Annotated in this window: 18 protein-coding genes and 1 tRNA gene; 11 read left to right on the forward strand and 8 right to left on the reverse strand. The window is 69.2% G+C overall.

Going from position 1 to position 19,966, the window contains the following annotated elements:
* The 4 genes from AAG801_RS21245 to AAG801_RS21260 all read left to right on the forward strand — a co-directional run.
* Positions 1-475: transketolase C-terminal domain-containing protein (locus AAG801_RS21245; RefSeq protein ID WP_341890147.1), on the forward strand; the 475-nt coding region annotated here is incomplete at its 5' end.
* A gap of 30 nt (positions 476-505) precedes the next feature.
* Positions 506-1,504 carry a type I glyceraldehyde-3-phosphate dehydrogenase gene (gene gap / locus AAG801_RS21250; protein WP_341890148.1) on the forward strand — a complete coding sequence of 333 codons (999 nt, stop codon included), beginning with the start codon at positions 506-508 and terminating at the stop codon, positions 1,502-1,504.
* A 186-nt stretch (positions 1,505-1,690) separates the two neighbouring features.
* Positions 1,691-3,679, forward strand: coding sequence for a S8 family serine peptidase (locus AAG801_RS21255; protein ID WP_341890149.1), 1,989 nt, complete (start codon positions 1,691-1,693; stop codon positions 3,677-3,679).
* Positions 3,680-3,681: 2 nt separating this feature from the next.
* On the forward strand, positions 3,682-5,433 hold the full coding sequence (locus AAG801_RS21260) for a S8 family serine peptidase (protein ID WP_341890150.1): 1,752 nt from the start codon (positions 3,682-3,684) through the stop codon (positions 5,431-5,433).
* Here the strand turns inward: AAG801_RS21260 and AAG801_RS21265 are convergent.
* From AAG801_RS21265 to AAG801_RS21275, 3 genes are read right to left on the reverse strand one after another with little or no spacing between them, the layout of a single operon-like run.
* A complete protein-coding gene (locus AAG801_RS21265; RefSeq protein ID WP_341890151.1) occupies positions 5,387-6,085 on the reverse strand; it encodes a hypothetical protein in 699 nt (232 codons plus the stop codon). The genes AAG801_RS21260 and AAG801_RS21265 overlap by 47 nt on opposite strands.
* 2 nt (positions 6,086-6,087) lie before the next feature.
* Entirely contained in the window at positions 6,088-6,996 is a 909-nt protein-coding gene (locus AAG801_RS21270) for a biotin--[acetyl-CoA-carboxylase] ligase (protein WP_341890152.1), read from the reverse strand.
* 7 nt (positions 6,997-7,003) lie between these two features.
* The gene (locus AAG801_RS21275) at positions 7,004-7,504 is read right to left on the reverse strand and encodes an SET domain-containing protein-lysine N-methyltransferase (RefSeq protein WP_341890153.1); all 501 of its coding nucleotides are present in this window, start codon (positions 7,502-7,504) and stop codon (positions 7,004-7,006) included.
* 113 nt (positions 7,505-7,617) lie between these two features.
* On the opposite strand from AAG801_RS21275, the gene AAG801_RS21280 reads away from it, so the two are divergent.
* Positions 7,618-10,215 (forward strand): DNA topoisomerase III, encoded by a 2,598-nt coding sequence (locus tag AAG801_RS21280; protein ID WP_341890154.1) that lies wholly within the window; start codon positions 7,618-7,620, stop codon positions 10,213-10,215.
* A gap of 4 nt (positions 10,216-10,219) precedes the next feature.
* On the forward strand, positions 10,220-10,546 hold the full coding sequence (locus tag AAG801_RS21285; protein ID WP_341890155.1) for a DUF167 domain-containing protein: 327 nt from the start codon (positions 10,220-10,222) through the stop codon (positions 10,544-10,546).
* Positions 10,547-10,574: 28 nt separating this feature from the next.
* Here the strand turns inward: AAG801_RS21285 and AAG801_RS21290 are convergent, their stop codons facing one another.
* Together AAG801_RS21290 and folE are read right to left on the reverse strand one after the other, a co-directional pair.
* Positions 10,575-11,000, reverse strand: a complete 426-nt coding sequence (locus AAG801_RS21290) for a BLUF domain-containing protein (protein WP_341890156.1) — start codon at positions 10,998-11,000, stop codon at positions 10,575-10,577.
* 2 nt (positions 11,001-11,002) lie between these two features.
* Positions 11,003-11,737: a GTP cyclohydrolase I gene (folE, locus tag AAG801_RS21295; protein ID WP_341890157.1), complete on the reverse strand. Its 735-nt coding sequence runs from the start codon at positions 11,735-11,737 to the stop codon at positions 11,003-11,005.
* 90 nt (positions 11,738-11,827) lie between these two features.
* On the opposite strand from folE, the gene rsmB reads away from it, so the two are divergent.
* The 5 genes from rsmB (at position 11,828) to AAG801_RS21320 (ending at position 17,028) form a co-directional block, all read left to right on the forward strand.
* The gene (rsmB, locus tag AAG801_RS21300; RefSeq protein WP_341890158.1) at positions 11,828-13,135 is read left to right on the forward strand and encodes a 16S rRNA (cytosine(967)-C(5))-methyltransferase RsmB; all 1,308 of its coding nucleotides are present in this window, start codon (positions 11,828-11,830) and stop codon (positions 13,133-13,135) included.
* Between the two features lie 14 nt (positions 13,136-13,149).
* Positions 13,150-13,752 (forward strand): DUF4390 domain-containing protein, encoded by a 603-nt coding sequence (locus AAG801_RS21305; protein ID WP_341890159.1) that lies wholly within the window; start codon positions 13,150-13,152, stop codon positions 13,750-13,752.
* 102 nt (positions 13,753-13,854) lie between these two features.
* Positions 13,855-16,194, forward strand: coding sequence for an ATP-binding protein (locus tag AAG801_RS21310; protein ID WP_341890160.1), 2,340 nt, complete (start codon positions 13,855-13,857; stop codon positions 16,192-16,194).
* Positions 16,195-16,200: 6 nt separating this feature from the next.
* Positions 16,201-16,911, forward strand: coding sequence for a response regulator (locus tag AAG801_RS21315; RefSeq protein ID WP_341890161.1), 711 nt, complete (start codon positions 16,201-16,203; stop codon positions 16,909-16,911).
* A gap of 41 nt (positions 16,912-16,952) precedes the next feature.
* Positions 16,953-17,028: transfer RNA gene (locus AAG801_RS21320), tRNA-Phe, on the forward strand.
* A gap of 109 nt (positions 17,029-17,137) precedes the next feature.
* Here AAG801_RS21320 and AAG801_RS21325 read toward each other — a convergent pair.
* The 3 genes from AAG801_RS21325 to AAG801_RS21335 all read right to left on the reverse strand — a co-directional run bounded on the left by AAG801_RS21325 (position 17,138) and on the right by AAG801_RS21335 (position 19,918).
* Positions 17,138-18,457: a type II toxin-antitoxin system HipA family toxin gene (locus AAG801_RS21325; protein WP_341890162.1), complete on the reverse strand. Its 1,320-nt coding sequence runs from the start codon at positions 18,455-18,457 to the stop codon at positions 17,138-17,140.
* Positions 18,454-18,825 (reverse strand): helix-turn-helix domain-containing protein, encoded by a 372-nt coding sequence (locus AAG801_RS21330; RefSeq protein ID WP_341890163.1) that lies wholly within the window; start codon positions 18,823-18,825, stop codon positions 18,454-18,456. The genes AAG801_RS21325 and AAG801_RS21330 overlap by 4 nt, the downstream gene beginning before the upstream one ends.
* Before the next feature lie 253 nt (positions 18,826-19,078).
* On the reverse strand, positions 19,079-19,918 hold the full coding sequence (locus tag AAG801_RS21335) for a dienelactone hydrolase family protein (protein WP_341890164.1): 840 nt from the start codon (positions 19,916-19,918) through the stop codon (positions 19,079-19,081).
* Positions 19,919-19,966 lie beyond the last annotated feature (48 nt).

The following is a 19,966-nucleotide window of genomic DNA, read 5'->3' on the forward strand; positions in this document are numbered from 1 at the left end:
GGCGCTGCTGCTGTCGCGACAGAATCTCCCTTACCTGCCCAAAGACTCGAATGCGGGCTCGCTCGATCACATCGCCAAAGGCGCCTACGTGCTGGCCGAGCCAGCCGAGGTCGGGCTGAGGAAGAAAGCCCGGGCGGTGCTCATCGCCACGGGCTCGGAAGTCCAGCTCGCGCTGCATGCGCAGCAGCAGCTCGCCGCCGACGGCATTGCCGTGCGTGTGGTGTCGATGCCCTCGACCTCGGTGTTCGACCGCCAGGCGGTCGCCTACAAGCGCGCGGTGCTGCCGGATGGCATGCCGCGCATCGCCGTCGAGGCCGGCGTCACCGACGGCTGGTGGAAGTACGGCTGCGCTGCGGTGGTCGGCATCGACACCTACGGCGAGTCGGCACCGGCGGGCGTGCTGTTCAAGCATTTCGGCTTCACCGCGGACAACGTCGCCGACACCGTCCGCGCGGTGCTGGCCGGCCAGCGCTGAGCTTCTCGATCAACCTGGAGGACTAATTTCATGACCATCAAGATCGGCATCAACGGCTTTGGCCGCATCGGGCGCATGGTGTTCCGCGCCGCCATCCAGAACTTCAAGGATGTCGAGGTCGTCGCCATCAACGACCTGCTCGAACCCGACTACCTGGCCTACATGCTGAAGTACGACAGCGTGCACGGCCGCTTCAAGGGCGACGTGGCGGTCGACGGCAACACGCTGATCGTCAACGGCAAGAAGATCCGCCTGACCGCGGTGAAGGATCCGTCGGAGCTGAAGTGGGGCGAGGTGGGCGCCGACATCGTCGTCGAGTCGACCGGCCTGTTCCTGACCAAGGAGACCTGCCAGAAGCACATCGACGCCGGCGCGAAGAAGGTGATCCAGAGCGCGCCGAGCAAGGACGACACGCCGATGTTCGTCTACGGAGTCAACGACAAGAGCTACAAGGGCGAGACGATCGTCTCCAACGCCTCCTGCACGACCAACTGCCTGGCGCCCGTGGCCAAGGTGCTGAACGACACCTTCGGCATCAAGCGTGGCCTGATGACGACGGTGCACGCCACCACCGCGACGCAGAAGACCGTCGACGGCCCGAGCAACAAGGACTGGCGCGGCGGCCGCGGCATCCTCGAGAACATCATCCCGAGCAGCACCGGCGCGGCCAAGGCGGTCGGCGTGGTGATCCCCGAGCTGAACAAGAAGCTGACCGGCATGTCCTTCCGCGTGCCGACCTCCGACGTGTCGGTGGTCGACCTGACCGTCGAGCTGGTCAAGGAAGCCAGCTACGAGGACATCTGCAAGGCCATGAAGGCAGCCAGCGAAGGCGCCATGAAGGGTGTGCTCGGCTACACGGAAGACAAGGTCGTCTCGACCGACTTCCGCGGCGAGGCGATGACCTCGGTGTTCGACGCCGATGCCGGCATCGCGCTGGACAAGACCTTCGTGAAGGTCGTCGCCTGGTACGACAACGAGTGGGGCTACTCGAACAAGGTGCTGGAGATGGTGCGCGTCATCGCACGCTGAGGCGTTGCGGTTTCGACGCATGACGAGGGCCCCCGCGGGGGCCCTCGCCGTTTCCGCTGCTCACGTCTTGCGACGCGGCGGCAACAATCCTTTACCCCGGCCCGTCAGATCCGCACTGGGGCGCTGTAAGCGGGCCACCTACACTTTCGCGTTAAGGACGTCGAGAACAACGATCTGGAGAATCCGTTGAGCAACCCTGCCATGAAGCTGATCGCCACGCTGGCCCTGTCGCTGATCGCGCCGCTGGGCGCGCAGGCCCAGGCGGTCAAGAGCACCACCGGCGGTGCGTCGACGGCCCGCGTGATCGTCAAGTACAAGTCCGACTCGACGCTGCTGCGCAAGCAGATCCTCGCCGCCGGTGAACGCCAGGCCGCGCAGGCGCAGGCGCTGGGGGCGCGCGTCGGCCTGCCGCTGCGTGCCGGGCAGGGCATCAGCGAGCGCTCTCAGGTGGTGTTTGCCACCGGCATGACCTCGGAGGCGCTGGCCGCGCGGCTGGCCGGCGAGAAGGACGTCGAGTACGCGGTGCCGGACCGGCGCAAGAAGCGTGCGGCGGCGCCGAATGATCCGCTGTATGACACGGCAGGTGCGCCGGGGGCGACCAGCGGCGGGCCGGTCGCCGGCCAGTGGTACCTGCGCGCGCCGAGCGGCAGCGTGCGCTCGGCGATCAACGCCGAGGCGGCATGGGACATCACCACCGGCCGCTCCAGCGTGGTCGTGGCCGTGCTCGACACTGGCGTGCGTTTCGATCACCCGGACCTGGCGGGCAAGCTACTCCCTGGCTACGACTTCGTCGATGTCGATCGTGACCTGAATGCCAACCCGATACCTGGGTCCTTCCTGACCGCAAAGGACGGCGACGGCTACGACGACGATCCGAGCGACCAGGGCGACGGTGTCACCGATGCCGAAGCGAACGATGTTGGTGGCCTGTTTGAAGGCTGCCCCGCCGAGTTCAGCTCATGGCACGGCACCCAGGTCAGCGGGATCATCGGCGCCGCGACCAACAACGGCACCGGCATGGCGGGTGTGGGCCGCAAAGTGCGCGTGCTGCCAGTGCGCGTGCTGGCCAAGTGCGGCGGCTGGGACTCGGACATCCTCGCTGGCATGCGCTGGGCCGCCGGCCTCACGGTGAACAATATTGCCAATCCAAACCCTGCCAAGGTGTTGAACCTCAGCCTGGGTGGTGGCACCACCTGCACTCGGGCTTACCGCGACGTCGTGTCAGAGATCAACGCGCTCGGCGTTGTGATCGTCGCCTCGGCCGGCAACGGCAACGGCCATGCCGTCTCCGAGCCGGCCAGTTGCGACGGTGTGATTGGCGTCGGCGGCCTGCGCCACGAGGGCAACAAGGTCGGCTACTCCGACATCGGTCCCGAACTGACCATCAGCGCGCCAGCGGGCAATTGCGTCAACGAACTGGCGTCGCAACCCTGCCTTTACCCGATCCTGACGACCTCGAACCGCGGCGACTTCGACCCCGTGCTGCATACCGGCGGAGGCTCGATCTACACCGACGCCTTCAATGTCACTGTCGGAACGAGCTTCTCGGCGCCGCTGGTCGCGGGGACTGCCGCGCTGATGTTCTCGGTGAACTCCACGCTGCCGCCAGCGGAGGTGCGCCGGCTGCTGATGGCCTCTGCGCGCGACTTCCCCGCGCTCGCAGGGCTCGACGCATGCGTTGCGCCCAATGGTGCTGAACAACTCGACTGCAATTGCACGACCAGTACCTGCGGCGCCGGCATGCTCGACACCGCCTCGGCGGTGACGGCTGCCAAGGGGCCACTGGTGCGCATTGGCGCAACACCGTCACAGCCGGTGGCCGGTAGCGCGCTGACACTGACTTCGTCGCAGACGGTGCTCATTAGCGGCAGGTCCGTCGCCAGCTATCGCTGGACGCTGGTCGATGGTGGCGGCATTGTCACGGCGCTGTCGTCCACCACCGGCGCCACGGCGTCGGCGACGCCCAGCGGCAGCGGCATCTTCGTCGTCAGCCTGACCGTCACCGACAACACCGGCGCCAGCGATGCGCAGACCGTCGAGGTCAGCGTCGATCCTGCGAGCGGTGGCGGTGGAGGCGGCAGTGGTGGTGGTGCATTGGGCCTGGGCTGGTTGGCTGCCTTGCTGGCTGCGGCCGTAGCGCTCGCGCGCCGACCCCGCCCTGCGCGGGGCCACTGAGCGTGCGCGGCGGGGCACGGCTGGCGCGGCAGATCGCTGGCTTCCTCCTCCTCGGGCTGTGCGCGAATGGGCCCGGCTGGGCGGCCGGCGCCGGAGCGGCGCACGGCTTCATCGTCAAACTGCGCGACGGGGCGCCGGCGGCCGAGGCGCCGCCAGCGCGCCTCAAGCGTGTGCTGGCGGATGCCCGCGCTTCCACGGCCGGCAGCCGCGCGCTCGGCCGGCGCACGCACCTGGTCGACTTCGGGCGACGCCTCGGCGCCGACGAGGTCGAGGAGTTCGGCCGCCGGCTGGCGCAGCGGCCGGAGGTCGAGTGGGCCGTGCCCAACGAACGCGAGAAGCGCCTGGCCACGCCGCAGGACCCGCTGTTCGCCGCCTCGGTGATGGGCAGCGGCCAGTGGTGGCTGTTCCCGGCTGCCGGCAGCAATGCCAACGACATCGAGGACCGCCGCCGTGGCGTTCCCGGCATCCAGAGTGCCTGGCAGACGACGGTGGGCAGCACCAGCCCGGTGGTGGCCGTGCTCGACACCGGCACCACCGCGCACGAGGACCTCGTCGGCGCGGTGCTGCCGGGGCGCGACTTCGTCTCGACCATCGAGTACGCCAACGACGGCGACGGCTGGGATGCCGACCCGGGCGATCCCGGCGACTGGGTCAGCGAGGCTGACCGCGTGGCCCAGCCAGCGCTGTTCGGCGACTGCGAGGTGCAGGACAGCTCCTGGCACGGAACAATCATCGCCGGCATCCTCGCTGCGGGCACCGACAACGGCCGCGGCGTCGCGGCAATCAACTGGCGCGGCCGCGTGCTCCCGGTGCGTGTGGCCGGCAAGTGCGGCGCCGAGGTGGCGGACATCATCGACGGGATGCGCTGGGCGGCCGGCCTGGCGGTGGTCGACGGCGCCGGCCGCGTGCTGCCGGCCAACCCGAACCCGGCGCGGGTTCTCAACATCAGCTTCGGCAGCCAGTCGGCCTGCAACGCCGCCTACCAGGATGCGATCGACGAACTCGCCGAAGCCGGCGTGGTCGTCGTCGCGGCGGCCGGCAACCAGCATGGCAGCGTGTCGCGGCCGGCCAATTGCCGCGGCGTGATCGGCGTCGCGGCGCTGAACCGCGACGGCTTCAAGGCGAGCTACTCGAACTTCGGCGAGCCGCTGACCGTCGCCACCGTCGGCGGCGACCCGCGCGTGGTCGGAGGCTGGGGTTTCGAACTCGGCGACGACGGGTTGTTGACGGTGTCCAACAGCGGGCTGCGCGGCCCGGGCAGCGGCGGCTACGCGCGTGACGCCGGCACCAGCTTCGCCGCCCCGGTGGTGGCCGGTGTGGCCGGCCTGATGCTCGGCCTCAACCCGGCGCTGAGCGTCGATCAGGTGATCGACGGACTGCGCCGCAGCGCGCGGCCGCACGTGGTCTCGCCCAAGCTGCCGGGCTGCTCGGCACAGTCGCCAGGCCGCTGCATCTGCGACACGGCCAGCTGCGGCGCCGGCATCCTCGACGCCACGGCCGCGCTGGCCTATGCGGCCGCTCCGTCTGCCTACGTGCCGCCGGCACGCCGAGCCGAGATCATCGACAACGCCGACGTGGACGCCGCGCTGGCGCTCGGTGTTGCCGACCAGCCGCCGAATGCCAGCGTGCCGCCGGCCGAAGCCGACGAAGGCGGCGGCGCGCTCGGCCTGGGCTGGCTCGCCACGCTGGCGCTGGCCGTCGCCGCGCTCAGCCGCCGCAGGGCACGAAGCCGCGGCCCAGCGCCGGCGACCTGAGCGCGGTGAGCTGCGCGGCCAGTGCCGCATCGGCGTTGTCGGCGCGCAGCACGTGCAGGGTGGCCGGCGCGGCCAGCTCGACGATGCGCGCGCTGCGCACGCCGCGTTGGCCGATCTGTTCGAGGCCGCGCTCGGCGCTGGCCCGGTCGTCGAAGCGCCCGAGCGAGAAGCCCATCGTGTACTCGGTGGGCGTGGTCACCTCCTGGTAGGCCACGCGCGTGCGCTTGATCTCATCCTCCTTCTTCGCGAGCACCTCGCGGTTGGGGAAGCGCCCCATGTAGAGCATCCAGCTGCCCGGGCGTTCGATCTTCACCTCGGCCCAGCTGCCGGCCGGCAGTGGCGGCTGCACGGCCTGCAGCGCGGCGATGGCCGACACCGAGGCGCCAGTGGCGAACGGGCCGGCCTCGAGGCAGGCACCGCGCAGCGGCGCGCTGGCGGGTGCGGTGCTGGCCGCAGGCTGCACCAGCGCCGCGGCACTCGCCGCGCCGGGCGGCAGCACCGTGATGCGCTCGGGATGGACCTGGCGCGACAGCCGCTCGGGCTCGCGCTCGGGGTGCGGGCGCAAGCCGGTGGCGCTGTCGAGCCAGCCGTTCGTCCAGGCGTAGAAGAGCAGGTTGGCCGCGATCAGCAGCAGCACGAGGACCCGCAGCATGATCAGGCGCCGCCCACGGCGTCGGGTTGCAGCCGCACGCTGACCTCGCCGCTGGTCACGGCGACCATGCCGGCGGCGGTCTGCACCTGCAGTGCACCGCTGGCATCGACACCGCGCGCGATGCCTTCGCCCAGGCCCTGTTGCGTGGTGCGCACCGGCTGGCCGGCGAGCAGGTCACGCGCCGCGTAGTCGGCCGCGAAGCCGGCGAAGCCCTCGTTCTCGAAGCGGCGCAGCGCCTGCACGAGCGGCAGCGCCAGGCGGTGCAGCGCGGCCGGCGCGGTCATGGCAGGGTCGAGTTCGTTCAGGCAGGCGAAACCGGTATTCGCCTCGACGTCGGGCATCGGCATCACGTTCAGGCCGACGCCGATGACCGCCAGCCGGGTGCGGCCGGCGGCCACCGTCTCGATCAGCACGCCACCGAGCTTGCGGCCACGCGCCGGGCCATCCATCAGCCACAGGTCGTTCGGCCACTTCAGGCCGATGCGCGGCGGCGTTGCGCCCGGATGCGGGTCCAGCGCCTGCGCCAGCGCCAGGCCGACGACCAGCGACAGCCCCGACCAGTCGGCCCGCGCGATCGGCGTCGACAGCGAGAAGGTCAGCGACGCGCCCGGCGCCGACTGCCAGCTGCGCCCCAGCCGGCCGCGCCCGCCGGTCTGGTTCTCGGCGACGAGCAGGCAGGGCTGGATGTCGGCGGCGCGGCGCCCGAAGGCGGCGCTCTCGACGCTGCGCTGCACCAGCACGTCGGCGTTTTCGGGGTCGGGCCGCACCTCGACACGTGCGCGTTCGAGCAGCGCCGAGTTGGTCGACACGCAGCGCTCCAGCACCTCGACGCTCAGCCCGGGCAGCAGCGTGCGCAGCTGCTGCCACAGCGCCTCTGCTCCCCACTGGATCGGCGGCTCGGCCATCGTCATGCGTGGCTCAGCGCTTGGGCGAGAGCATGGTGCCGCGGCACTTCTTCGCGCCGCAATGGCAGGCGAACTGCTTCTTCAGCTTGGGCGTGTACTTCTCGTCGATGATCAGCCCGTAGTCGTAGAACAGCTCCTCGCCGGGCTTGATCGTGCGCAGCGCCTTGATGAAGATGCGGCCGTCGACCTCGTCGGCCTCGCAGTTGGGCTGGCAGGCGTGGTTGATCCAGCGCGCCGCGTTGCCGCCGTGCTTGGCGTCGATGACGTTGTTCTCGTCGATGTGGAAGTAGAAGGTATGGTCCGGGTCGCGGGGGTCGTGCGGGTGGCGGCGCAGCGCTTCGGGCCAGTCGATCACCTCGCCCTTGTACTCGATCACCACTTCGCCCTTCTTCAGCGGCAGCAGCGCGAACACGCCCTTGCCATGCACGCCGGAGCGGCGCACCTGGATGCGTCGGCCGCCGCCGGTGCCGGCTGCGGCGGGATGGGACTTGCCGTTGGTTGCTTGCGCCTTCATCGTCTTTGGGTACATTGAAATCAGGGGCGCGCGCGTGTGCGTGCGTGCGCGCGAAGCCCGGATTGTATGGAGATGCGGCGCAAGCCCATCGCGACAGCCTTGCACGAGACACCATGACCAAGTCACTCATCATTGCCGAGAAGCCCTCCGTCGCGCAGGACATCGTCCGCGCGTTGACGCCGACCGCGGGCAAGTTCGAGAAGCACGACGAGTATTTCGAGAGCGACAAGTACCTCGTCACCTCGGCCGTCGGCCACCTGCTGGAGATCAAGGCGCCGGAGGAGTTCGACGTCAAGCGTGGCAAGTGGAGCTTCGCGCACCTGCCGGTGATCCCGCCGCACTTCGACCTCAACCCGATCGACAAGAGCAAGGGCCGGTTGAGCGCCATCGTCAAGCTGGTCAAGCGCAAGGACGTCTCCGAACTGATCAACGCCTGCGACGCGGGGCGCGAGGGCGAGCTGATCTTCCGGCTCATCCAGCAGCACAGCAAGAGCAAGCACCCGGTCAAGCGCCTGTGGCTGCAGAGCATGACGCCGGCGGCGATCCGCGAAGGCTTCGAGAAGCTGCGCAGCGACGAGGAGTTGCGCGGCCTGGCCGAGGCGGCGCGCAGCCGCAGCGAAGCCGACTGGCTGGTGGGCATCAACGGCACGCGCGCGATGACGGCGTTCAACTCGCGCGACGGCGGCTTCTTCCTGACCACCGTCGGCCGCGTGCAGACGCCCACGCTATCGATCGTCGTCGAGCGCGAGGAGAAGATCCGCAAGCACGTCTCGCGCGACTACTGGGAGATCAAGGCGACCTTCGCCGCGCAGGCCGGCGAGTACGAGGGCAAGTGGTTCGACCCGAAGTGGAAGAAGAACCCCGACGACCCGGAAGCGCGCGCTGACCGCCTGTGGACCGAGGCCGACGCGCAGGCCATTGCGCAGGCCTGCCGCGGCGGACCGGCCAGCGTGACCGAGGAATCCAAGCCGAGCACGCAGAGCGCGCCGGGCCTGTACGACCTGACCACGCTGCAGCGCGAGGCCAACTCGCGGCTGGGCTTCTCGGCCAAGACCACGCTCAGCATCGCGCAGGCGCTCTACGAGAAGCACAAGGTGCTGACCTATCCGCGGACGGACAGCAAGGCGCTGCCGGAGGACTACGTGGACGTGGTCAAGCAGACCATGCAGATGATCTCCACCGAAGACATGCCCGGCCCGCTGCGCGCGCTCGCCCAGTATGCGAAGACGGCGATCAAGGAAGGCTACGTCAAGCCGAACAAGCGCATCTTCGACAACGCCAAGGTGTCGGACCACTTCGCCATCATCCCGACGCTGCAGCCGCCCAAGAGCCTGAGCGAGATCGAGGCCAAGCTCTACGACATGGTGGTCAAGCGCTTCCTGGCGGTGTTCTTCCCGCCGGCCGAGTTCATGGTCACGACGCGCATCTCCACCGTCAAGGCGGCAGCGCAGGAGCACAGGTTCCAGACCAACGGCAAGGTGATGGTCAAGCCCGGCTGGCTGGCGGTGTACGGCAAGGAGGTGCAGGAGGACGATGCCAACCTGGTGGCCGTGGCGCCCGGCGAGGTGGTGCGCACCGAGAGCGTGTCGGTCAACCCGAACAAGACCAAGCCGCCGGCGCGCTACACCGAGGCGACGTTGCTGTCGGCGATGGAAGGTGCGGGCAAGCTGATCGACGACGACGAGTTGCGCGAGGCGATGGCCGAGAAGGGCCTGGGCACGCCGGCCACGCGCGCGGCCATCATCGAAGGCCTGATCCTCGAGAAGTACATGCACCGCGAGGGCCGCGAGCTGGTGCCTTCGGCCAAGGCCTTCCAGCTGATGACGCTGCTGCGCGGCCTGGGCGTCGAAGACCTGACCAAGCCCGAGCTGACCGGCAACTGGGAGTACCAGCTCGCCGAGATGGAGAAGGGCCGGCTGCAGCGCGATGCCTTCATGGCCGAGATCGCGGCGATGGCCGAGCGCATCGTGCGCAAGGCCAAGGAGTACGACCGCGACACCATCCCCGGCGACTACGCGACGCTGGCCGTGCCCTGCCCGAACTGCGGCGGCGTGATCAAGGAGAATTACCGCCGCTTCGCGTGCGCCGGCAAAGGGCTGGGAAGCGGCCCCTCCGGTGCCGCGGGCGCCGAAGAGGGCTGCGGCTTCTCGATCAGCAAGATCCCGGGCGGGCGCAGCTTCGAGCTCGACGAGGTGACGCAGTTCATCGCCAACAAGAAGATCGGCCCGCTGGAAGGCTTCCGCTCCAAGGCCGGCTGGCCGTTCACCGCCGAGCTGAAGCTGGCCTTCGACGACGAGATCAAGAACTGGAAGCTCGAGTTCGACTTCGGCGACGACGCCAAGGGTGAGGGCGACGGCGAGCCGGTGGACTTCTCCGCGCAGGAGTCACTGGGCGCCTGCCCGAAGTGCCAGGGCCATGTGTACGAGCACGGCACCAGCTACGTCTGCCAGCACGCGGTGGGCGCGCCCATCACCTGCGACTTCAAGAGCGGCAAGATCATCCTGCAGCAGCCGGTGGCGCGCGAGCAGATGACGAAGCTTCTCGCCACCGGCAAGACCGACCTGCTGGAGAACTTCGTCTCCAACAAGACACGCCGCAAGTTCAAGGCACGCCTGGCCTTCGACAAGAAGGAAGGCAAGGTGATCTTCGAGTTCGAACCGCGCGCGGCCAAGGCGCCGGCCAAGAAGGCGGCGGCGAAGAAGGCGGCCTGAGGGAGTGGCCGACGAGCTGCCGAGCTGCCTGACCCTCCACGGCGAACGCCTGTGGCTGGCCGTCAGCGTGGTGCCGAACGCGAAGCGCACCGGTGTCGACGGGCTGCACGACGGCGCGCTGCGCGTGCGGCTGGCTTCGCCGCCGGTGGACGGCAAGGCCAACGACACGCTGGTGGCCTGGCTGGCCGCCGAGCTCGGCCTGGCGCGGCGCCATGTGACGCTGGTGCGCGGACAGACTGCGCGCCGCAAGTGGCTGGAGCTCGACGGCTCGGCGGACGACATCGTCGGCGCCGTGACCCGGCTGCTGACAACCGGCGCGGCGCGGGCCTGAGGCCGTCGGCCGTGCCGATGGCCCGCCCTCAACCCTGGCCGACGATCGAGGCCGTGGCCACCAGCTCGTCGAACAGCGCCATCGACACCTGGCCCGACACCGCGTAGGGGTCGAGCACTGCCGTCTCCGAGTACTTCAGCAACAGCGCCGGGTTCAGCCGGGCGAGGTTGACCTGGCCCATCGACCAGCCGGCGAAGCGGCGTTCGCCGATCTCCTCGTAGCTGAGCAGCACCACGTCGTGGTGGCGCTTGTCGGCGGCGATGCGGTTGTACAGCGCGTTGACCTGCATGCGCCCGCCCTCGAGCACCTGCAGGAAGATGCCCTGCGAGAAGCACAGCACACCGGTGATGCCGAGCTGGCTGTTGCCTGCCTTCGACTGGCGCAGGATGCCCAGCAGCGCCTCCTGGTCGACGGAGTCGGTGGCGCGGCTGGCGTACATCAGGCGGACGAGCATGATCAGTTCCCGTTCTTCTTCGACAGCAGCGAGAGGAATTCGCGCCGCAGGTTGGGATCCTTCAGGAAGGCGCCGCGCATCACCGAGTTGGTCATCATCGACTCGTCGTCCTTGACGCCGCGCCAGTGCATGCAGAAGTGGTCGGCCTCCATCACGATGGCCAGCCCGTCGGGCTTGACGCGGTTCTGGAGTTCGTTGGCGAGCATGGTCACGGCCTCTTCCTGGATCTGCGGCCGGCTCATGATCCAGTCGCAGATGCGCGCGTACTTCGACAGTCCGATCAGGTTCGAGAACTCGTTGGGCAGCACGCCGATCCAGACCTTGCCGAGGATCGGGCAGAGGTGGTGCGAACAGGCGCTGCGCACCTTGATCGGCCCGACGATCATCAGCTCGTTCAGGCGCGAGAAGTTCGGGAACTCGGTGACCGAGGGCATCGGCGTGTAGCGGCCGACGAAGACCTCGTCGACGAACATCTTCGCCACCCGCTTGGCGGTCTCCTGCGTGTTGTGGTCGCTGTCGGTGTCGATCACCAGCGCGCGCAGCACTTCCTGCATCTTCGCCTGCACCTCGGCCTTGATCTCGTCGAGCTCGCCATCGCGGATGAACTCCGAGATGTTGTCGTTGGCGTGGTAGCGGCACTCGGCGCCGACCAGCCGGTAGCGGATGCGCTCCGAGGCGGCAAGTCGCGAGAGCTCCTCCTCGGTGCGGAAGATCGGGGTGGCTTGTTCGGCGGACATGGGTGGCAGGATACGTCGTCGGGGCCCGCAGGGTAGCGCAGGCCGGCCCTCGGCGCAGCCGGGGCGCTCCCTGCCCGTAGACTGCGCGCGGTGAATGCCCCGGCCTCGCTCCCGCTTGCCCAGTTGCTGACCCATGCCGCCACCGCCGTGCAGGCGGTGCGCGCCGGCCAGAGCCTGACCGATGCGCTGGAGCGCTGCCCCGCGCCGGCCCGCCCCGGCGCGCAGGCGCTGAGTTTTCATGCGCTGCGCTGGCTGGGCGGGGCGCAGGCGGTGCGCGCAAAGCTGGTGCCGAAGGCGCCGCCGCCGGCCGTCGATGCGCTGCTGCTCACCTCGCTGGCGCTGCTCTGGCCCGGCTCCGGCACGCCGTACGCGGAGCACACGCTGGTCGATCAGGCGGTGGTGGCGGCGAAGCAGCGTGGCGGCTTCGTCAACGCGGTGCTGCGCCGCTTCCTGCGCGAGCGCGAGACGCTGCTGGCCGGCCTGCAGGACGATGCGGTGGCACGCTTCAACCACCCGCGCTGGTGGGTCGAGCGCTTGAAGGGCGACTGGCCCGACCAGTGGCAGGCCGTGCTGGCCGCCGACCAGCAACGTGCGCCGATGACGCTGCGGGTGAACCGGCGCCACGGCAGTGCGCAGGCCTACCTGGGCCGCCTGGCCGAGGCAGGCCTGGCCGGCTCGGCGCTGCCGGGTACCGACGCCATCGTGCTCGCGCAGCCGGTGCCTGTGCAGCAACTGCCCGGCTTCGCCGCCGGCGACGTCTCGGTGCAGGACGCCGCAGCACAGCGCGCCGCACCGCTGCTGCTCGGCGCCGGCCTGCCGACCGGCGCACGGGTACTCGACGCCTGCGCTGCGCCCGGCGGCAAGACGGCTCACCTGCTGGAGCTGGCCGAACTCGACGTGCTGGCACTGGACAGCGATGCACAACGCCTGGCGCGTGTGCACGACACCCTGCAGCGCCTCGGCCTGAAGGCGCGCAGCGCGGCGGCTGATGCCGGCGATCCGGCGGCCTGGTGGGACGGCCGGCCCTTCGACGCCATCCTGCTCGACGCGCCGTGCAGCGCCTCGGGCATCGTGCGGCGCCACCCCGACGTCCGCTGGCTGCGCCGCGCGACCGACATCGCCGCGCTGTGCAGGACCCAGGCGAGGCTGCTCGACGCCCTGTGGCCGACGCTGCGGCCCGGCGGGCGCTTGCTGTACTGCACCTGTTCTGTCTTCAAGGCCGAGGGGCAGGAGCAGATCGACGCTTTTTTGCAACGCCATGGCGACGCCGCCATCGCTCCCGAGCCCGTCGCGCCGGGCCACCTGCTCCCGCTGCCCGACAATGAAGACGATCGTTCGTCGCCCCCTGCCGGTGCATCGGCGGACGGGTTTTTCTACAGCCTGCTCACAAAGACCTGACGTCCATCCACCCCATGCGCAGCGCGGCACGCTCGACCGGCAGTCCAGGGACCCGCGCGCCGCGCGGGCTCGGGTGCGTGGTGGTGTGGCTGGTGATGTCGTGGCTGGCCCTGCTGGCGCCGCTGGCCTGGGCACAGACGGGCAATGCCGAGCTGGCCGGCTTCACCGTGCAGCGCAGCGACGACGGCCTGATCATCAACTACGCCGTCAACTTCGAGTTGCCGCGTGGAGCGGAAGAGGCGCTGGCCAAATCGGTGCCGCTGTACTTCGTCGCCGAGACGGAAGTGTTTCGCGACCGCTGGTACTGGCGCGACAAGCGCATCGCCAGCACGGCGCGTGTGTGGCGCATCGTCTACCAGCCGCTGACTGCCAACTACCGCGTCACGTTTGCCGGCATCAGCCAGAGTTACGCGACGCGGACCGAGGCCTTTGCCGCGATCCGCCGCGGCGTGAACTGGAAGGTCGCCGAGACCGCGCAGATCGAGGACGGCGCGCGCCATTACGTCGAGTTCAGCTTCCGGCTCGACACGTCCCTGCTGCCGCGGCCGATGCAGATCGGCATCGCCACGCAGTCGGACTGGGCGCTCTCGGTCGAGCGCGTGCAACGTTTCGACTGACATGAGCCCCCAAGACGCTTCGCGTCGCCCCCCCGAGGGGGAGCGTCCGGCTTGGGGCGGCCCGGCGCCGGACCCTGTGCGCGGCCTGACACATTGAGCGCGATGAAGAAGGCGACCCGCTGGGCCTGGATCGTCGCGCTGGTGGCCGTCACCGGCGCGGGCCTGGTGCTGGCCTTCCTGCTCTCGGTGGCCACCAACAGCCCGGCGCTGTACGAACGCCACTACGTCTGGCTGTTCTGGGTCAACGTGACGGTGGCGGCGCTGCTGCTGCTGGTCATCGGCATCGCCTCGGTGCGGCTGGTGATCCGCGTGCGGCGGCGCAAGTTCGGCAGCCGGCTGCTGCTCAAGCTGGCGGCGATCTTCGCGCTGGTCGGCGTGGTGCCGGGCGTGCTGATCTACACGGTGAGCTACCAGTTCGTCTCGCGCAGCATCGAGAGCTGGTTCGACGTGAAGGTGGAGAGTGCGCTCGACGCCGGCCTGAACCTCGGCCGCGGCACGCTCGACGCGCTGGTCAACGAACTGGCCAACCGCACGCGCCAGGCCGCCGAGAAGATGGGCGAGGGCGGCTCTTCGGCCGCGCTGCTCGAGGGCCGCGGCGGCAGCGCCGGCACGCTCGCACTCGAACGCCTGCGCGAGCAGCTCGTTGCGCAGGAGGTGGCGATCGTCAATGCGTCGGGCCAGACGCTGTTCTCGGCCAGCAGCGGCACTGCCGGGCTGCTGCCCGAGCGGCCGACCGCCGCGATGCTGCGGCAGGCGCGGCTGCAGCGGGTGGTCGGCCATCTCGAGGGGCTGGACGAGGACGCCGGCAGCGCGTCCAACGCGCGCATCCGCGTGCTCGCGCTGGTGCCCAGCGCGAACTTCGCGCTCACCGAGCAGGAGCGTTACCTGATGGTGCGCCAGCTGCTGCCCGCCTCGCTGACACTCAATGCGCTGTCGGTGCAGTCCGCCTACCGCGAGTACCAGCAACGTGCGCTGGCGCGCGACGGCCTGCGCCGCATGTACATCGGCACGCTGACCTTGGCGCTGGTGCTGGCGGTGTTCGGCGCCGTGCTGCTCGCCGCGCTGCTCGGCAATCAGCTGGCGCGGCCGCTGCTGCTGCTCGCCGAGGGTGTCGACCAGGTCGCGCATGGCGACCTCAGCGCCAAGCCGGTGTTCGCCTCGCGCGACGAACTCGGCGGCCTGACACGATCCTTCGCCGACATGACCGAGCAGCTCTCCGAGGCCCGCTCGCTGGTGCAGCGCAGCGTGCGCCAGGTCGAGGGCGCACGCGCCAACCTGCAGACCATCCTCGACAACCTGACCGCCGGCGTGATCGTGTTCGACCGCGAGGGGCGCATCGACACTGTCAACCCCGGCGCGACGCGCATCGTCAAGCTGCCGCTGTCGGCCTACCGTGGCCGCCGGCTCGAGGAGGTACCCGGCCTCGAGACCTTCGCCAAGGGCGTGTGGCAGCGCTTCGAGCTGCACGCCACCAGCCCCGAGGCCGGCGAGCGTGACCACTGGCAGGACAGCTTCGAGCTGCAGACGCAGGACTCGCAGGGCCGCGACCGCGACACGCTGACGCTGCTGGTGCGCGGCGCGGCGATGCCGCAGGGCGCGCGGCTGATGGTCTTCGACGACATCACCGAAGTCGTCTCGGCACAGCGCAGCGAGGCCTGGAGCGAGGTGGCGCGGCGGCTCGCGCACGAGATCAAGAACCCGCTGACGCCGATCCAGCTGTCTGCCGAGCGTCTGCAGCACAAGCTCGAAGCCAAGCTCGAGGGCGCCGACCAGACCATGCTGGCAAAGTCCGTGGCCACCATCGTCAGCCAGGTGCAGGCGATGAAGACGCTGGTCAACGAATTCCGCGACTATGCGCGCCTGCCCGCCGCGCAGCTCAAGCCCCTGGACCTGAACGCACTGCTGGCCGAGGTGCTCGGCCTGTACGTGAGCGCGCAGGAGTCGGGGCGATTGCACGCCGAGTTCGGCGCTGGGCTGCCACTGATCGTCGGCGACACCACGCAGCTGCGCCAGGTCATTCACAACCTGGTGCAGAACGCACTCGATGCCGTGGCCGACAAGCCCGATGGCCGCGTGCTGGTTCGCACCGAGGCCGCACGCACCGAGCAGGGCGACGTGCGCGCCGTGCGCCTGCAGGTGATCGACAACGGCCATGGTTTCCCGGACAAGGTGCTCAAGCGTGCCTTCGAGCCCTACGTGACGACGAAGAGCAAGGGCACCGGCCTCGGCCTGGCCGTTGTCAAGAAGATCGCCGACGAGCACGCTGCGCGCGTGCGCATCGCGAACCTGGGGGTGGCGCGCGACGCCACGAGCGGCGACACTGCAGCCCCCTCGGGCAGCCCCGCCGCGACAGGTGCCCAAGTTTCGCTATCATTTTCCAAGTTCGCTCCGGCCGACGGCACCACGGCCGTCTCGGTGGCCACCGAGAGCCGGACGCACTGACCATCCATGGCGATCATTCTTGTAGTTGACGACGAACTCGGCATCCGCGCGCTGCTGTCGGAGATCCTGACCGACGAGGGGCATACCGTCGAGGCGGCCGAGAACGCCGCCGAGGCGCGTTCGGTGCGCGAGCGCTTGCGCCCGGACCTCGTGCTGCTGGACATCTGGATGCCCGACGTCGACGGGATCACCTTGCTCAAGGAGTGGGGCGCCACCGGGCTGCTGACGATGCCGGTGATCATGATGAGCGGCCACGGCACGATCGACACTGCCGTCGAAGCGACCAAGTACGGCGCGATGGCCTTCCTCGAGAAGCCGGTGACTCTGCAGAAGCTGCTGCGTGCCGTGGAGCAGGGCCTGGCCAAGCCCGCCGCGAGCGCGAGCCGGCCGGGGCCGGCGGCGGCGAACCCGCACCACAATCACCACCTGCCGGACCATTCGCTGACGGTCGAGGCGGCGATGACCGGCGGCGCGATGCTGCCAACCGTGCCCCTGATGCTCGGCCCGCAGGCCGAGCAGAGCTTCGATCTCGACCGCCCACTGCGCGAGGCACGCGACGCCTTCGAGAAGAGCTACTTCGAGTTCCACCTCGCCCAGGAGAACGGCAGCATGACGCGCGTGGCCGAGAAGACCGGCCTGGAACGCACGCACCTGTACCGAAAGCTCAAGCAACTCGGTGTGGACCTGTCGCGCAACAAGCGGGGCGGAGCGCTCTAGGCCGGCAGCCTGGCCGGCCTCGGCTATAATTTGCGGCTCACGGCCAAGTAGCTCAGTTGGTAGAGCAGCGGATTGAAAATCCGCGTGTCGGTGGTTCGATTCCGCCCTTGGCCACCAGACAATTCAAGGGGTTAGCTCTCGCGAGCTAGCCCCTTGGACATTTGGTGATGCCCCGCGCGGCCGGCCGCTCGACTGCGCCCCCGCGCGCTGACGAGCCTAGACGCGCTTACAGCAGCCCACACTCCCTCAGGAAGCGCTTGGCCTCGCTCCGCATGCCGGTCGAGATGCTCTCCCAGGTGTGAGCCGGGAAGTCCTTGGGCAGCTTTCGCTCCACCCGCGCGAGTGCGCCGTCGACACTCGTCACCATCTCGACTATCGCAGCCCACACAGCGTCGCCGCCGTGTCTGGCCGCCATTTGCTGCCAGTGGCGTGCCTGGATCGTGTGGAACAGGTGATGCGCGTTCTTCGAGCGCACGGCCATCGCCAGGCCCGCCTTGCGCGGCCTGAACGGATTGGTTCCATCGCCGTAGTAGGGCCACATCGACAGGACGTCGTACAGCGGTGTCATGCGATAGGCGTCGCCACGATCGAGATGGATCGAGAAGTTCTTGGCGTGGCCGTCGGTGGCCGCCATCAGCACGAACGCAAGCTGCGTGAGCAGGAAGAACGTCGTGTCCTCGCGGTCGGCGCTGCCTTGCAGAATCTGCAGGCACTTCCCCATGCCGGGGCCGCCGCCCTGCTCGTATTTCTGGTCCGGCCCGACGCCAAGCGCCTGGCAGAAGTCTTCCTGGGGCAGTCGTGCGATCCACTTCCCCTTGCCCATCCACTCGCGGTCGAACCGCTCGACGACCAGCACGGTCTGGTCGCCGAAGGTCTCCATCGACGTCGAAGCGACCGGGAGCCCGAGCTCCCCGATGATCTGCGCGCACAGCCATTCGTTCTGGACCGAGTCCGACGCATCGACCCGCTTCGAACCGCCGATGAGGCCCAGCGGCAGCTTGATGATGTGCGTGGTGGGCGTGGCGCCATGCGGCCGGCACCACTTGCCTTTCCATCGGGTGAGTGCGGTCTTCTCCTGTGCGCCCGCGATGGAGATCCGGGACAGATCGTCGCCGTGGATCGAGCCGGGGTCGGTGTCCGACGGAACGGCCTGCAGCAAGTCGACGATCTGCTGCTCGGTCAGGGGGGTACAGGCGACGCGATCCCAACCCTCCGGGGTGACGCCCTCGGGCAGGAGCTGCACGGCCCCGACGCAGTCCCGGCCGATCGCCTCCAGCAGGTCAAAGATCTCGCCTGATCGGAGGCCGAAGCGTCTGCGCAGTCGCGAGCGAATCCTGTCGTTGTCCGGCAGGAGGTTGTCGAAGTAGTTCCGGACCTCCTGGCCCTGCATCTGCAGTGATCCGCTGATGGGCAGCGAGAGCGACAGCGATCGCCGGCGGGGTGACTCCAGCCAGGAAGCCTCGTAGCGGAAGGCGTGCGAGTTTCGATCAACGAGCCAGGTGCCGACCAACTCGCCGTTCATCCAGGCCCGGAGCGACCGGGTCACCACGATCCCTTCTTGGGGCGGGCCACGAAGCTCCGCCTCGAGGCGGGCGGAACCTCAGGCTGCCTGCTCACTGCCTTGGGCTGTGGCTTCGTGGCTCTCGGCTTCGAGGTCCGGGCTGCAGTGACGCTGGTGGCGGCAGGTGCCGCCGTTCCCTCCTGCAGGGTCAGTGAGACACCCAGCACGGACAGCAGCTTCATCAGCTGCTCGAAGTTGACCAGGCCCGGATTCGCTTCGATCTCCGCGATTCGGGCCTGGCTGACGCCGATGAGTGCGCCGAGTTGGGCCTGGGTCAGGCCATGCCTCTTTCGCAGCGCCCGCAGATGCTGGCGGAGTTGATTCGGGAAGCAAACAGGGAAGGCATCGGCCATGGCGCATCTTATAAGCCAAAGCCAGTAAAGGCAGAAAACAAGCTACAGCAAGTTCAGTGGGTCTATCGGTTCTGGCAAGTACTGTGAAGGCATCACCTGCAGCCTATGCAAGAAGCGCGCAGGGGCCTGAGGTTCGTGCGCGGGTCGCCCGGCATCGAAGTTGAAACGACGCGTGAGCGCAGCGCAGCGCTCCTGCGATCTCACTCCGGTCGGTTGACCGTCGAGCGCTGGCCGCGGCGGTCGGCACCGGGACTCAGTCAGCCACGCCCAGCCGCGAAGCGAAGAAGGCCAGGATCTCGTCTCTCGCCGCCAGCGTGGGCTGGCCGGCCTCGTCGATCAGATGCGTCGTCACCACGCTGTGCGGGCTGTTCACGACCTGGTCGAAGAAGGGCGGCAGGCTGGTGGTGTTGGCCGCCTCGTCCGGCAGCACGCGCGCCACGAAGCGCGGGCCCAGCGCCTGCGCGTAGGCGGCGAAGCGTTCGGCACGACAGTAGCGGTCGCCCTCGAAACGGTAGGCGAGAACGCTCAGGTCTTCATCGTCGAGCCGCCGGCGAACCGCGCTCAGTTCTTCCGGCGAGATCTCGAGCCCCGCAGGGTCATCGAACGGCAGCGAGGGTTGCGAGAGCACCGGCGCCAGCATCGCCGGCTCCAGCATCATCGTGAGGGCGAAGTTGCCGGTGAAGCACATCCCGATGGCGCCGACCCCCGGCCCGCCGCACTCGCCATGCGCCAGCGCCGCGAGGGCACGCAGCCAGCGCGTGACCGGGCTGGACTGGTTGGGGCCCTTCCTGTTCGCGAAGGCGCGGAACTCCGCGCTGACGCAGGCACGCTGCACCACCTCCAGGCCTTCTTCGGCGCTCGGCAGCGCACCGTCGCTGCCGAACAGCGAGGGCATGTAGACCGTGAAGCCCGCATCGCGGACCCAGCGCGCGAACCGCGCCACGTGCGGGCTGATGCCGGGCATCTCGGTCATCACGATCACCGCCGGGCCCGAGCCGGCGATGTGGACTCGCTTGGACGCCTCGCACAGCGTGATGCTGCGCGGCTGGAAGTCCTCGAGAGGGTCGTGCTCGTTCACGCTGCGGTCTGTCATCGTCTTGCCCCCACGTTGGGTTCCTGGCCACCTGGTGCCGATAGCGAC

The organism is Variovorax sp. YR752 (genome assembly GCF_943372545.1).

What these genes read in the sequence shown, in the direction of transcription:
- gap (WP_341890148.1), top strand. Translation starts at nt 506, where the DNA reads ATGACCATCAAGATCGGCATCAACGGCTTTGGCCGCATCGGGCGCATG.
- AAG801_RS21265 (WP_341890151.1), bottom strand. Translation starts at nt 6,085, where the DNA reads ATGCTGCGGGTCCTCGTGCTGCTGCTGATCGCGGCCAACCTGCTCTTC.
- AAG801_RS21270 (WP_341890152.1), bottom strand. Translation starts at nt 6,996, where the DNA reads ATGACGATGGCCGAGCCGCCGATCCAGTGGGGAGCAGAGGCGCTGTGG.
- AAG801_RS21275 (WP_341890153.1), bottom strand. Translation starts at nt 7,504, where the DNA reads ATGAAGGCGCAAGCAACCAACGGCAAGTCCCATCCCGCCGCAGCCGGC.
- AAG801_RS21280 (WP_341890154.1), top strand. Translation starts at nt 7,618, where the DNA reads ATGACCAAGTCACTCATCATTGCCGAGAAGCCCTCCGTCGCGCAGGAC.
- AAG801_RS21290 (WP_341890156.1), bottom strand. Translation starts at nt 11,000, where the DNA reads ATGCTCGTCCGCCTGATGTACGCCAGCCGCGCCACCGACTCCGTCGAC.
- folE (WP_341890157.1), bottom strand. Translation starts at nt 11,737, where the DNA reads ATGTCCGCCGAACAAGCCACCCCGATCTTCCGCACCGAGGAGGAGCTC.
- AAG801_RS21305 (WP_341890159.1), top strand. Translation starts at nt 13,150, where the DNA reads ATGCGCAGCGCGGCACGCTCGACCGGCAGTCCAGGGACCCGCGCGCCG.
- AAG801_RS21310 (WP_341890160.1), top strand. Translation starts at nt 13,855, where the DNA reads ATGAAGAAGGCGACCCGCTGGGCCTGGATCGTCGCGCTGGTGGCCGTC.
- AAG801_RS21315 (WP_341890161.1), top strand. Translation starts at nt 16,201, where the DNA reads ATGGCGATCATTCTTGTAGTTGACGACGAACTCGGCATCCGCGCGCTG.
- AAG801_RS21330 (WP_341890163.1), bottom strand. Translation starts at nt 18,825, where the DNA reads ATGGCCGATGCCTTCCCTGTTTGCTTCCCGAATCAACTCCGCCAGCAT.
- AAG801_RS21335 (WP_341890164.1), bottom strand. Translation starts at nt 19,918, where the DNA reads ATGACAGACCGCAGCGTGAACGAGCACGACCCTCTCGAGGACTTCCAG.